The organism is Bacillus sp. D48C (assembly GCF_053345735.1).
The window spans coordinates 100102-112964 of record NZ_JBKFAQ010000011.1 but is presented as its reverse complement, the minus strand read 5'-3'; the positions used below and the strand labels follow the sequence as shown (position 1 = coordinate 112964).

Genomic DNA, 12863 nt, shown 5'->3' with positions numbered 1-12863 from the left:
TCCTACTTCTGTTTGACTCTTTTTGCAAATAACCATGTTAAAGTAAATGGGATTACAACTGCAATAATCATTCCTACAATAAACATTGGAATCGATTTCGGAATGATAGAAATAAATGCTGGCAATCCGCCAATTCCGATAGCAGGTGCTAATACACCATTTAATGTAATGAATATCGCTGCCACAGCAGACCCTATAATCGCTGCATAGAACGGGAACTTATTTCGTAAATTCACACCAAACATCGCTGGTTCTGTAATACCGAAGTATGCTGAAATGGCTGATGTTGATGCCATACTTTTATCATTTTGATTTTTAGAAATCCAGAACATTGCAAGTGCCGCACTACCTTGCGCAATGTTAGAAAGAGCAATCATTGGCCAAATGAATGTGCCACCGTGCTGTGCAATCAATTGTAAATCAATTGCAATAAACATATGATGCATACCTGTAATTACAAGCGGTGCATATAATGCTCCAAACAATACTGCTCCAACTACTGGTACTGTTTCATATACACCTACTAATCCTACTGTTAATAAATCTCCAATATGACGTGTAACCGGACCGATAATTCCTAATGCTAACACACCTGTCACAACGATTGTTGTAATTGGTACAACTAATAATTGAATTGCATTTGGTACATGTTTCTTTAAGAAAATTTCCACTTTACTTAATACAAAAGCTGCTACTAAAACAGGTAAAATTTGTCCTTGATATCCTACCTTCTCAATTTGGAACAGTCCTAAAATATTGAAGTACTCAATCTTTTGACCCTCTAAACCAGTCGCTGCTTTTCCATAGTCCCAAGCGTTTAATAAGGCCGGGTGCACAAGCATTAATCCCATAACAATCCCTAGTATTGGACTACCACCAAAACGCTTCGTTGCTGACCACCCGACAAGTGCTGGTAAGAATACGAATGCTGTATTGGCCATCATATTAATTAAATCCCAAAGCCCGCCTAAGTTCGGATAAACATCTAATAAATTTTTCCCATCAAAAAATAAGTCCTTTGCCCCTAATAGATTGTTAATACCCATTAGTAAACCAGCTGTTACGATCGCTGGTAATATCGGCATAAATACATCCGAAAATATTTTCACAAACTTTTGAGCTGGATTTAACTTCTGATTTCCAGAATCTTTTACGTCAGCTACAGTCGATTCTTCCATACCTGCAAGCGTTATCAATTCAGCGTAAACACGATCTACATCCCCTGGACCAATTACAACTTGAAATATACCAGCGTTATGAAACGCTCCTTTCACTAATGAAACAGACTGTAATTTATCATTATCTATTTTACTTTCATCTTTTAAAGCGATACGGAGCCTCGTCACACAATGTGCAGCTTGTTCAATATTGTCTTTCCCACCAATATACTGCAACACTTCCTCTGCTGTTTTACGATAGTCTTTCCCCATATTCCCGTCCCTCTTTTCTTTTTTTGATACCGTTTACAATTACATATTAACTCGTATATATAAGTTAGTCAACACTCGTATATACGAGTTTGTGTTTTTTTTTATAAAAAAAGAGATGAAACAATATTTTGTTCCACCTCTTTACTTCCTGCGTGCCACATCCGAAAAGTGAAAAATATCTAAACGGTGGCGTGATTCTGTGTATTCAAACTGACTTCCATCATACAAATGTGTAAAGTTTTTCACAACGACAACATAGTCTGTTCCATTTAAATCTAAATACTTTCTGTCATCCTCTGTACACGGCTGTACTTCAATTACCCTCTGCGAATAACTAATATGTAGCCCAAGCTCTTTCTCAATGTATTTATAAATCGATGCAGTTGCAATTTCTTTCGTTAATCCTGGAATAAACTCAGATACAAAATGATTTATATCTAAAATTACTTTTTCTCCATCAATATTTCGTACACGTTTAATATGATCAATCTCTGTTTTTTCTTTTACATTTAATAATTTCGCAATTTCTTTTGTGGCTTTTTCTTTGTCCATTTCCACAACTTCCGTAATACAATGACGTCCTAAACGTTCATTTTCTTCTTGGAAACTTACAATACCGCCAAAATTAAATTCAATATTTTTTCGCTTTAAAACAAAAACACCTTTTCCATGAATTTTTTGCACATATCCACGCTCTTGCAGTAAATCTACAGCTTTTCTTACCGTGCCTCGGCTTGCCTCATACTGCTTCATTAATTCTGTTTCTGATGGGATTTTGCATCCCTCTTTTAATTGTTTATTATCAATAGATTTACTGATTTCTGTATAAATTTGTTCATACTTACTCATCATCTACAATAGCCCCTTGTCACCTTCTAATTCTATATGTATTATAACATGCTTCACTCTTCTGCCAATCTCTCACTTATTTTCCAGTACAAGAAAAATATAGGTAAATATTTAATCTTTAAAACGTATTTTTATAAAAATTTTTATATTTTTCTTTTCATTCAAAAAAACATGTAGTATACTAACTTCAAAATCAGAGGAGAAAGGGAGCAAAGAACTATGCTTACTTATACAACAACTGTAGTTTCATTTGCACAAAAACATCATCATCATACGTAACCCTTGAAACCTAGCGGAAAAATTACGCGTAGGTACAAGGGTTATTCCCGTTGTACCTACGCTTTGGCGAAAGAGCCATGTAGGTATTTTTTTATCTACATGGCTCTTTTTTTATTGTCAAAAAGCTAGTAAAAAATGATGTTTAAGCAAAACTTACTACAAAGGAGTTAACAAAAATGGAAACGAAAAAATGGGGATTATGGGTTTTAACAGCATTTGTTATCGGGAATATGGTTGGCGGTGGCGTATTTATGCTTCCAGCAAATTTAGCACAAGTATCAGGGCCAATGGGTTCTACACTCGCATGGAGTATTACAGGCCTTGGCGTATTTATGATTGCACTTGTATTTGGAAATTTAGCGATTCGGAAACCAGAATTAAAAGCTGGACCACAAAGCTACGCTCAAGCGATGTTTCCTTCAAAAAAAGCTGGTAAAGTTGCGGGATATAGTATGGCATGGGGATATTGGGCTGCTAACTGGGCTGCAACAGCATCTGTTATTATTTCCTTTGCTGGATATTTATCAACATTCTTTCCAGTTTTACAAAGTAAGCAAATTCTTTTTTCAATAAACGGATTTTCACTAGAACTCGGAAAAGGATTAACTTTCCTCGTATGTAGCCTTATGCTGTGGGGAATTCAATATATTCTTTCTCAAAATATTGATCGAGCTGGAAATATGAATCTACTTGCTACCATTGCAAAAATTATCGGATTTACAATGTTTATTGTAATTACATTATTCATTTTCAATGCCTCTAATTTCGGAGACGGTCAAACCTTTATGAATGAAGCAGGACAATCCATCTCGTTAGGTGGACAAATCAATTCAGCTGCTATTGCAACACTCTGGGCATTTATCGGTATTGAATCAGCAGTTATGCTTTCTAATCGTGCAAAATCACAGCGCGATGTAAAAAAAGCTACGATTTTCGGATTAATTATCGCTCTTCTTATTTACATGTCAATTACTTTACTTACAATGGGAGCTCTTCCGCAAGATGCTTTAAAAGAGTCTCAAAAACCATTAGTAGACGCATTAAATTTAGCAATTGGAAATAAAGGCGCATATATCATGGCTTTACTCGCTCTTATATCTTTATTTGGATCTACAGTTGGTTGGATTGTTGTTAGTTCAGAAGTACCTTACCAGGCAGCAAAGAATGGACTTTTCCCTAAGTTTTTCGGGAAAACAAATAAAAAAGGTAGTCCTTCAAAATCATTATTGATTACAAATGTAATGACGCAAATTTTCTTATTTTCAACGATTTCTGGTACTGTTTCAGAAGCGTATAGTTTCGCTATTGTCGTAGCAACATTAGCCTATTTAATTCCATACCTAGTTTCTACTCTGTACCAATTCAAACTGGTTATTACAGGAGAAACGTATGATATAATGCCTGGTTCTCGAATAAAGGACGGGATCATCACTACATTAGCATTTGTATACTCAATTTGGGTTATCAAAACGGGAACTGCTGATTTAAAAACGTTCTTCTTAGGAATTGGATTGTTCGTATTAGGTCTTATTCTTTATCCAGTACTAATGAAAGACTCACAAAAAACGGATTAAATAAAGAGAAGCTGCTGGCTTCTCTTTTTTATTAAAAATCTGTAATTAACTTTTCTTTTAACTCTCCTACAGATAAAGGTTTCGCATAATAAAATCCCTGTACATAATCACAGCTCATTGATTGTAACAAACTCTCTTGCTCTACTGTTTCTACCCCTTCAGCAACTACTGCTAAATTTAAACTATGAGCAATTTCAATAACAGATTTTACAATTGTTCGTTCTGGTTGCGCGTGATCATAATGAAATTCACGAATAAAATTACGATCAATTTTCACAATATCCAGTGGTAGTTGTTTTAAATAATATAAGGAAGAATAGCCAGTTCCGAAATCATCCAAAGCAATTAAAACACCCATATTTCTTAATTCTTGTAATGTAGCAATAATATAATCAAAATGGCGGACTGCAATGCTTTCCGTTATTTCTAATATTAAACGGTTCGGAGGAAAACCAGTTCTCTTTAAAATGCTACGTACAGACAAAATAAAACGTTTCTGCATTAATTGTTGTATAGATAAATTCACAGATAACTTTAGTCCTTCTTGATAATTTGGCAATGTTTTAAACAATCGGCACGATTTTTCTAATACCCAGTCTCCTAGCTTTATAATAAGTCCAGACTCTTCAGCTACCGGGATAAATTCGCTTGGTGCAATGGGGCCGTCTTCTGTCATACAGCGTACTAAAGCTTCTATACCAGAATATCTCTTCGTTTTCAAATCAATAATAGGCTGCAATGCTACATCTAACTCTTCATCACGAATTGCCTTTTGCAAAGCAAACTCAACTTTCATTCTACGATTTATTTTCGCCCGTAGCTCATCTGTAAAGAAACATGCAGCGTTTCTACCTTGTTCTTTTGCACTATACATAGCTAAGTCAGAGTTTTTCAATAACGTTTCCACGTCTAGTCCGTCTTGTGGATAAGAACAAAGTCCTAGACTAGCTGAAATGTATACTTCATGGCCTTCCAACATAAATGGTGCCTGAAAACATGACAACACAGATGTCGCTAACTGACTCATATCATCTTGCCTATGATTTTTTGTTAACAGCACAAATTCGTCGCCACCTAGCCTAGCCAGAACATCTTTCTCTCCTAGTACATAATGCAACCGTGAAGCGACTTCGCTTAAAAGTAAGTCCCCTATCATATGACCTAACGTATCATTTACTAATTTAAAACGGTCCAAATCAAAGTAAATCATACCAAATTCTTTTTTATCTGCAATCAATTTATTAACGGTTGTTATTAATTGCAAACGGTTCGGCAAACTGGTTAAAGCATCATGATAGGCAAGTTCCCTATAACGACTTTCACTTAGCCGCAATCTATGTTCTGCTTCTTTTCTACTACTAATATCATTTCGAATTGCGATAAACTGGTATGGCTCTCCTTTTTCATTTAAAAATGGAACAATTGTTGTTTTGACCCAATAATATGTACCATCTTTTGCTCGATTCCGAATCTCACCTGTCCATACTTTCCCATTCAAAATACGTTTCCATAAGTTTTGAAAAAAGGTTTTCGGATGATGTCCTGAATTTAAAATACGGTGATCTTTTCCAATTAATTCTTCTCTTTTGTATTTAGAGATTTCACAAAATTTATCATTTACATATGTAATAAGACCTTTTCGATCTGTAATTGCAACAATTGAAGACTCATCTAATGCTAACTTTAAATCTCGCAATGAAGAGTCATATAATGCATGACCTCTCTGTTCTAGCATGCGCATCTCTCCTTGCTTCCTATCTGACTAAAACACAACCTGTTTCTCTTCATAGAAATAGAGATATTTCATTTTCTAATACTAGCCCATTACATAAATTATCTTTTTAAATAGACCGATTAAAATAACATAATATTATTTGTAATAAAAAGCAATATTATACCGTTTCAATTATAACTAGTAGCTTCTCATCTCCCTAATTATTTCGCACCTTATTATACTGCAATCCTTTTAAGTGGCTCTATCCAAGCCCTGTTTCTAACTAATACCATTCACATCTGATCTCTTTACTCTTTAATAACAAAATAGAAATTAGACCATACTACATAACTATTCACGAATAATAATATGAAAATCTACATTAATGTATATGTTTTTGAATTACAATAACAAAATATTAACATATTTTCACCTTAATTTTGGAAGTATTTTATAAATAAATACCGTATTAAACTAAAAAAGAGGGTAGCCTCTTTTTTAGTTTAATACGAATATGGTATTTGCTGATAACCTGGGTATGGCATTGGATACGTTACAGGGTATGGTGATGGATAAGTTACTGGATATGGCGCTGGATAATACCCTCCACTTGCTGCACCCGTTAATGCGCCAGCTGTCAGTCCACCTAACACTCCTCCTGCAAAGCTTCCAGGGAAAAATCCGCCTCCCCATGAACTACCCCCCCAGCCCCATCCGCCTCCGTGATGATGATGGTGATCATGGTGATTGTGTCCTCCATGGTGATGATGTCCGCCGTTATGATTGTGCCCACCATGATTGTGTCCTCCATGATGATGATTCCGATAATACAATCCATTATTTTCTATATAATTCATGTTTCTCCGCTCCTTTTCGATTTTTTCATTTTCATATGCATTAAGAGTGGGATAAAAATGTGATAGTACACTGTATGTAGGACAAATGCGGAAAGTATAGGTGAAATGTCTATATTTTGTAAAAAAAGCAAAACACCTTATAATAAAGATGTCATATTACATCTTCTATTTAAGAAATCTATATTGAAAAAAGATTAGGGGAATTATATAGAAATGAAGAAGCCTATCGTTCAGTTACTATTAATATTTACAATTGTATCTATCGTTCTGTTCCTATTAAATACATCGTATATTTCGTTATATACATTTGTCGGTGCTCTATGGTCCATCACAATCGTAGGAATTTCATTCGTTATCTTTATAGAAAATAGATCTCCACAAAGCACATTGGCATGGTTTTTAGTATTAGCACTTCTTCCTATTATAGGTGTGCTTTTATACGCTATTTTCGGGCGCAGCCGCTGGAGAAGAAAAAAACATCTCCATCGTTCAGAAGAACAAAGAAAATTATTCCGTGAAATATTAGAAGGAAGAAGACTAGAGTTATTACTCACAGTCCCACTAAATGAACGTTCCATACATTTAACAGAAGTCATACAAAAATTTGGAGGCGGTCCTGCCGCAGATAAAACAACTACAAAACTTTTAACAAACGGAGATCAAACATTTTCAGAAATTTTGCGAGCTATAGAGCAGGCAAAACATCATATACATATTCAATACTACATTTATAAATCTGATGAAATTGGTACAAAAGTTCGAGATGCTTTAATACAAAAAGCAAAAGATGGTGTTATTGTACGCTTCCTTTATGATGGTCTTGGAAGTAACACGTTAAGAAGACGATTTTTGCAACCTATGAAAGAAGCTGGGATTGAAATTGTAGAATTTGACCCTATTTTTTCAGCTTGGTTACTTGAAACTGTCAATTATCGTAACCATCGAAAAATTGTTATTGTAGATGGAGAAATTGGTTTTACCGGAGGACTCAATGTCGGTGATGAATATCTTGGCCGTTCAAAGAAATTTCCTGTTTGGCGTGATAGTCATCTAAAAATAGAAGGAAAAGCATTATATAAATTACAAGCAATCTTTCTAGAAGACTGGCTCTATGCCTCTAGTGGTCTAAATACTTATTCCTGGGATCAATTCATGAATAGACAATACTTCCCAGGTAAAGAGATTTCACATGCAGAAGGTGCTGTTCAAATCGTAGCAAGCGGACCAAGCTCCGATGATAAAAGTATTCGTAATACATTATTAGCTGTTATGGGCTCTGCAAAAAAATCCATTTGGATCGCTACACCCTACTTTATTCCAGATCAAGAAACTTTAACATTATTACGCTTAAGTGCAATTGCCGGAATAGATGTACGGATTTTATATCCAGGTAAAAGTGATAGCATCATTAGTGATCAAGCATCTCAATCCTATTTCACTCCACTTTTAAAAGCTGGTGCTTCTATTTACAGTTATAAAGATGGTTTTATGCATGCAAAAATTGTACTCGTTGATGATACAATTGCAACTATCGGAACAGCGAACATGGATGTACGTAGCTTTGAATTGAATTACGAAATTATTAGCGTACTTTATGAATCAAAAACAGTTCACGATATTAAACGTGATTTTGAAAAAGATTTTAAACATTCAACTGAAATTAAATGGAACTCTTTCCAAAAAAGAAGTATAAAAAAACGCATATTGGAGTCTTTCATGAGGCTCATTTCTCCTTTACTGTAAGCAATCAACTTCATCTTGATTGCTTTTTCTTTTCCCTTTATCCTCCTTCCTTTTCTTTGCATACCATATTAAAACAAGTTATCATAAGATGTATTACTTTATGAAAATAATGTTAGGTGGGAAATACATGTTAGAACAATTTCATATACATTCTGATTTAAAACAGCAGCTTTCTACGATTCATGAAAAGAATAAACAAGAAGCTGGTGAAAATGCTCATTTAATCGGTACTAAAATATATAAAGCATCTGATAACAGCATTATCGAAGATGCGATTACAGCACTTCTTCTTGGCAAGAACATTCTATTAAAAGGACCGACTGGTAGTGGTAAAACAGTACTAGCGGAAACTCTTTCTTCTTTATTTCAAAAACCAATGCATAGCATTAACTGCTCTGTCGACTTAGATGTAGAAGGTATTTTAGGATACAACACACTACAAACGAAAGATGGTGCATCTGAAGTTTCATTCGTTAACGGTCCTCTTATGAAAGCAATGAAGAACGGTCACTTCCTATATATTGACGAAATCAATATGGCAAAACCTGAAACTTTACCGCTACTTCACGGCGCATTAGATTACCGTAAAATGATCACAAACCCATTTACACAAGAGGTTGTATACGGTGATGAAGAATACCGTGTAATTGCTGCGATTAACGAAGGTTACGTTGGAACAAGTGAACTAAATGAAGCATTAAAAAACCGTTTCGTTATTATTGAAGTTCCTTACATTCAAGGTGACACATTAAAAGAACTATTATTAGCAGAATCAAAATTAAATGATGTTGCAACAATTGAAAAGTTTGTTGCATTTGCAAGCGACCTTATGCCTTTAGCTCGCGATGGACGTGTAAGTGAAGAAGCAGCAAGTATTCGTGGTATTATCGACGCATGTGATTTAGGTGTATATATTCCTGTTATGCGCGCTATTGAACGAAGCATAATTGCAAAACTTAATGATGAAACAGAACAAATGACTGTCCGTGAATTAGCAGAAAGTTATTTCTTTGAGGGATAATTTATGAGACAAATTTTTAGTGACAAAAAAATTGATGCGTCGCTGTTTCTACAAATGGAAAACTTAATGTATGCCCTTCTAAAAGAAGACGATGCCTATCTTGAATATGGCTATAAAGCATACTACGACGAAATTGAAAAGAAAGTTGTCATTAGTCACTTTTGGGATGATCGAAAAGAAGAAGATACAGTAATCGGATTAAAAAGCGAAGTGTTCTTAAAAGCACTTGGTAATAAACATTACTCGGACATGACTTTAATTCGTTCTTATGCGATTGAATTGCAAGAATCGCCCCTAAAAAAGTTTTTAACACAATTATTTGTTCTATTAGAAGATTTACGCGTTGAGGAAATCGTAAAGAACTTACGTCCTGGCACGAAGCATATTTTTAAACGCCGAAAAGAAATGTACCGCAATTATTTCGGCTCTCAAAATGAAATAAACCGCGTTCGTAATTATCACGGTGATCGTTTGTTTTGCCTATGCTATCTTTCATTAACGAGCGATAAATATGAAATGTTTAATAATGAATATTTTGAGCAAATTGAAGCGATTTTACATGAAACATTCCAAGCACGTAATACAGAAGATATTATGTATGTCGTTGAGAAAATTCGCTATCGCTTAGAGGCGCTTCTTGAAAGTGATATGCTTAACAACTATTTCGGACATGCTCCACTTTACTTATCTGTTCTTGCAGACGAAAAGAACTGTCGCGTCGAAGATTTAGCAAATGATGATACACAGCTTATAGATGACGATGAAAATAAAAACAAAATGGATGAAAGTTTCTCCACATGGCATCGTGAAAATAAAAATAACGAAAACGAGAACTTTTTACGCTTTGAATTAGAAAGCGGAACAAAAACAAACATGATGGGCGATACTGCTCGTGAATCAGAAGATGGCGACCAAGCACTTGGTTCTGTACAAGGTACTTCTCAAAAAAGTACACAATCCAACTTTGATGGCGCTGATACAGAAGAAGCAAGAGCTTCACACGCTTCTAGCCAGCACGACGGTGCATACGGTAAGTATAATGTAGGTGCTTCTCATACATTTAAAGAAGCTCGCAAAGCAAATATCGATGAGAAAAAAGATTACCAAGCTATCAAATCAGTCGTCAATAAAGATGTAAAAGAATTAAAGAAAATTATCGAAAAAACGATTGAAAATAAAACGAATGCGAATAGTGATAAATATTACGGAAGGCTTCGCAAAAAATTCCTTCGTATTTATACCGAAAAACAACCGCGTATGTTTTATAAAAAAGGACAAGAGTCACAAGAACTCGATGTTGCATTCCAACTGTTAGTTGACTGTTCTGGTTCTATGTATAACAAAATGGAAGAGACGAAGAAGAGTGTTGTACTATTCCATGAAGCTTTAAAATCTTTAAAAATCCCGCACGCTATTAGCGGATTTTGGGAAGATGCCTCTAGCGCTAAACCTGAAGATAAGCCGAACGTTATCCATAAAGTTGTAAATTATAAAAACTCAACGTTACCAAACGTTGGTCCGGAAATTATGCAACTTCGTGAAGAAGAAGATAACCGCGACGGATATATTATTCGTATCGTTTCTGAAAAGCTTGCAAAAAGACCTGAGAAACATAAATTCTTACTAGTCTTCACAGATGGTGAGCCTTCTGCGCTAGACTATCAACAAGATGGAATTTTAGATACGCATGAAGCTGTTAAACTCGCGCGTAAAAGTGGCATGGAAGTAATCGGTATCTTCATCGAAGAAGGCGAGGCAAAAGAAGCAACTTATCAATTGATGAAGAACATTTATAACCATCACTTCTTAGTTGCAAATCATGCTGAAGATTTACGATTGAAGATTAAACCATTACTGAAAAAATTATTACTGAAGACGATTGAATAGAAGATAGGAGCCTTGTGGCTCCTGTTTTTTCATTCAATTACTTTGTTTCTGGTTGAAACTTATATGGAATGGCTACTTCTAATAAGGATTCAAATCCTCCGTCATAGTATGGGAAGCGCTCATTCGCAATTGTTCGATCCACCCACTCTATTGCAGAAATTTCACCTTCATCTTCCGCAATAAGTTCACCTTTTACTACATTCGCTCGGAATGTAAAAAATAGTGCATGATTCCCTGATTCCTCAAAGAATTTTTCATTGATCGCAACAAGTCCACCTAACGTAGCAATTAAACCTGTCTCTTCTTTCACTTCTCTTATTAGTGCTTCCTCTAATATTTCACCTTTTTCCACAGCCCCACCTGGCAATGACCAAACGTTTTGTTCTGCATTATGTACCATTAATATTTTATCTGTTTCCTCGTCATGTATTAGTGCGTATACGACATCTACTCTTTGCATAAGACTTCTCTCCTCCCAAAAATAATGAAGAGCCGATTCCTAAGAATCGACTCTTCCTATTAATTCATCACTAACTCAGCTGTGAGCTTTTTTTTTAACTTAGCCAACATGTCCGTTGTCATTTTGTCTAAATCGTATTCTGCTTTAAAGCCCCACTCTTTCATTGCTGCAGTTGCGTCAATAGAGTTTGGCCAACTATCAGCGATTGTTTGACGAGCTGAATCTACTGCATAATCCATTGTAAACGTCGGAATGTGTTTACGAATTGATGCTGCAATTTGCTCTGGCTCAAAACTCATTGCCGTAATGTTAAATGCATTTCTATGCACTAGCTTACTTGGATCAGCTTCCATTAATGAAATGATCGCTTGTAAAGCATCAGGCATATACATCATGTCCATGTACGTTCCTTCAGCAATGTATGAGGTGTATGCACCTTTTTTAATCGCCTCATAATAAATTTCAACTGCATAATCAGTCGTTCCGCCTCCTGGAGGAGCTACGTAAGAAATTAAACCTGGGAAACGGACACCGCGCGTATCTACGCCAAACTTTTGATGATAATAATCACATAGTAATTCTCCTGCTACTTTGTTTACCCCATACATCGTAGTAGGACGCTGAATTGTATCTTGCGGTGTATTATCTTTTGGCGTCGATGGACCGAATGCACCGATCGAACTTGGCGTGAAGAACTTACAGTTTAATTCACGAGCTGCTTCTAATGCATTTACAAGTCCGCCCATATTTAAGTTCCATGCGAATAACGGATTTTTTTCTGCTGTTGCTGAAAGTAAAGCTGCTAAATGAATAATTGTATCTACTTCATTATGCTTTGCAATATCATGTAATTTTTGTCCATCTGTTACATCTAACGTTTCAAACGGACCAGACTTTACTACTTCACTATCTGTTTCACGAATATCTGTTGCAATAACATTTGATGCGCCGTATACATCACGAAGTTTCATTACTAGTTCAGAACCAATTTGCCCTAAAGAACCGGTTACTAGAATTTTTTTCATTTTCCCCACTCCTCATTTGCAAGC

General features: G+C 35.4%; 10 protein-coding genes. 4 read left to right on the top strand and 6 right to left on the bottom strand.

The annotated features are described in order from the left end of the window. Positions 1 to 2: 2 nt before the first annotated feature. Positions 3 to 1430 carry a PTS system trehalose-specific EIIBC component gene (gene treP / locus ACLBXA_RS22865; RefSeq protein WP_000513939.1) on the bottom strand — a complete coding sequence of 476 codons (1428 nt, stop codon included), beginning with the start codon at positions 1428 to 1430 and terminating at the stop codon, positions 3 to 5. Between the two features lie 141 nt (positions 1431 to 1571). Continuing rightward, positions 1572 to 2282 carry a trehalose operon repressor gene (gene treR / locus ACLBXA_RS22860; RefSeq protein ID WP_000987242.1) on the bottom strand — a complete coding sequence of 237 codons (711 nt, stop codon included), beginning with the start codon at positions 2280 to 2282 and terminating at the stop codon, positions 1572 to 1574. Positions 2283 to 2734: 452 nt separating this feature from the next. Between treR and ACLBXA_RS22855 the strand changes: the two genes are divergently transcribed. Continuing rightward, positions 2735 to 4132: an amino acid permease gene (locus tag ACLBXA_RS22855; RefSeq protein ID WP_000448446.1), complete on the top strand. Its 1398-nt coding sequence runs from the start codon at positions 2735 to 2737 to the stop codon at positions 4130 to 4132. Between the two features lie 31 nt (positions 4133 to 4163). Here the strand turns inward: ACLBXA_RS22855 and ACLBXA_RS22850 are convergent, their stop codons facing one another. Both ACLBXA_RS22850 and ACLBXA_RS22845 read right to left on the bottom strand, forming a co-directional pair. Beyond that, positions 4164 to 5867 (bottom strand): putative bifunctional diguanylate cyclase/phosphodiesterase, encoded by a 1704-nt coding sequence (locus ACLBXA_RS22850; RefSeq protein ID WP_000893348.1) that lies wholly within the window; start codon positions 5865 to 5867, stop codon positions 4164 to 4166. A 482-nt stretch (positions 5868 to 6349) separates the two neighbouring features. Further along, positions 6350 to 6703 carry a hypothetical protein gene (locus ACLBXA_RS22845; protein ID WP_001106404.1) on the bottom strand — a complete coding sequence of 118 codons (354 nt, stop codon included), beginning with the start codon at positions 6701 to 6703 and terminating at the stop codon, positions 6350 to 6352. Between the two features lie 213 nt (positions 6704 to 6916). On the opposite strand from ACLBXA_RS22845, the gene ACLBXA_RS22840 reads away from it, so the two are divergent. From ACLBXA_RS22840 to ACLBXA_RS22830, 3 genes are all read left to right on the top strand, one after another. Further along, positions 6917 to 8446, top strand: coding sequence for a cardiolipin synthase (locus ACLBXA_RS22840; RefSeq protein ID WP_000743027.1), 1530 nt, complete (start codon positions 6917 to 6919; stop codon positions 8444 to 8446). A gap of 127 nt (positions 8447 to 8573) precedes the next feature. Then, complete coding sequence (locus tag ACLBXA_RS22835; protein ID WP_000892989.1) at positions 8574 to 9467, top strand: ATP-binding protein; 894 nt, start codon at positions 8574 to 8576, stop codon at positions 9465 to 9467. Positions 9468 to 9470: 3 nt separating this feature from the next. After that, positions 9471 to 11354 carry a vWA domain-containing protein gene (locus ACLBXA_RS22830; RefSeq protein WP_151524417.1) on the top strand — a complete coding sequence of 628 codons (1884 nt, stop codon included), beginning with the start codon at positions 9471 to 9473 and terminating at the stop codon, positions 11352 to 11354. A gap of 37 nt (positions 11355 to 11391) precedes the next feature. On the opposite strand, the gene ACLBXA_RS22825 is transcribed toward ACLBXA_RS22830, so the two are convergent. Next, entirely contained in the window at positions 11392 to 11814 is a 423-nt protein-coding gene (locus ACLBXA_RS22825; RefSeq protein ID WP_001189930.1) for an NUDIX hydrolase, read from the bottom strand. A 59-nt stretch (positions 11815 to 11873) separates the two neighbouring features. Beyond that, positions 11874 to 12839: an L-threonine 3-dehydrogenase gene (locus ACLBXA_RS22820; protein WP_000723120.1), complete on the bottom strand. Its 966-nt coding sequence runs from the start codon at positions 12837 to 12839 to the stop codon at positions 11874 to 11876. Positions 12840 to 12863: the final 24 nt, after the last annotated feature.

What these genes read in the sequence shown, in the direction of transcription:
- treP (WP_000513939.1), bottom strand. Translation starts at nt 1,430, where the DNA reads ATGGGGAAAGACTATCGTAAAACAGCAGAGGAAGTGTTGCAGTATATT.
- treR (WP_000987242.1), bottom strand. Translation starts at nt 2,282, where the DNA reads ATGATGAGTAAGTATGAACAAATTTATACAGAAATCAGTAAATCTATT.
- ACLBXA_RS22855 (WP_000448446.1), top strand. Translation starts at nt 2,735, where the DNA reads ATGGAAACGAAAAAATGGGGATTATGGGTTTTAACAGCATTTGTTATC.
- ACLBXA_RS22850 (WP_000893348.1), bottom strand. Translation starts at nt 5,867, where the DNA reads ATGCTAGAACAGAGAGGTCATGCATTATATGACTCTTCATTGCGAGAT.
- ACLBXA_RS22845 (WP_001106404.1), bottom strand. Translation starts at nt 6,703, where the DNA reads ATGAATTATATAGAAAATAATGGATTGTATTATCGGAATCATCATCAT.
- ACLBXA_RS22840 (WP_000743027.1), top strand. Translation starts at nt 6,917, where the DNA reads ATGAAGAAGCCTATCGTTCAGTTACTATTAATATTTACAATTGTATCT.
- ACLBXA_RS22835 (WP_000892989.1), top strand. Translation starts at nt 8,574, where the DNA reads ATGTTAGAACAATTTCATATACATTCTGATTTAAAACAGCAGCTTTCT.
- ACLBXA_RS22830 (WP_151524417.1), top strand. Translation starts at nt 9,471, where the DNA reads ATGAGACAAATTTTTAGTGACAAAAAAATTGATGCGTCGCTGTTTCTA.
- ACLBXA_RS22825 (WP_001189930.1), bottom strand. Translation starts at nt 11,814, where the DNA reads ATGCAAAGAGTAGATGTCGTATACGCACTAATACATGACGAGGAAACA.
- ACLBXA_RS22820 (WP_000723120.1), bottom strand. Translation starts at nt 12,839, where the DNA reads ATGAAAAAAATTCTAGTAACCGGTTCTTTAGGGCAAATTGGTTCTGAA.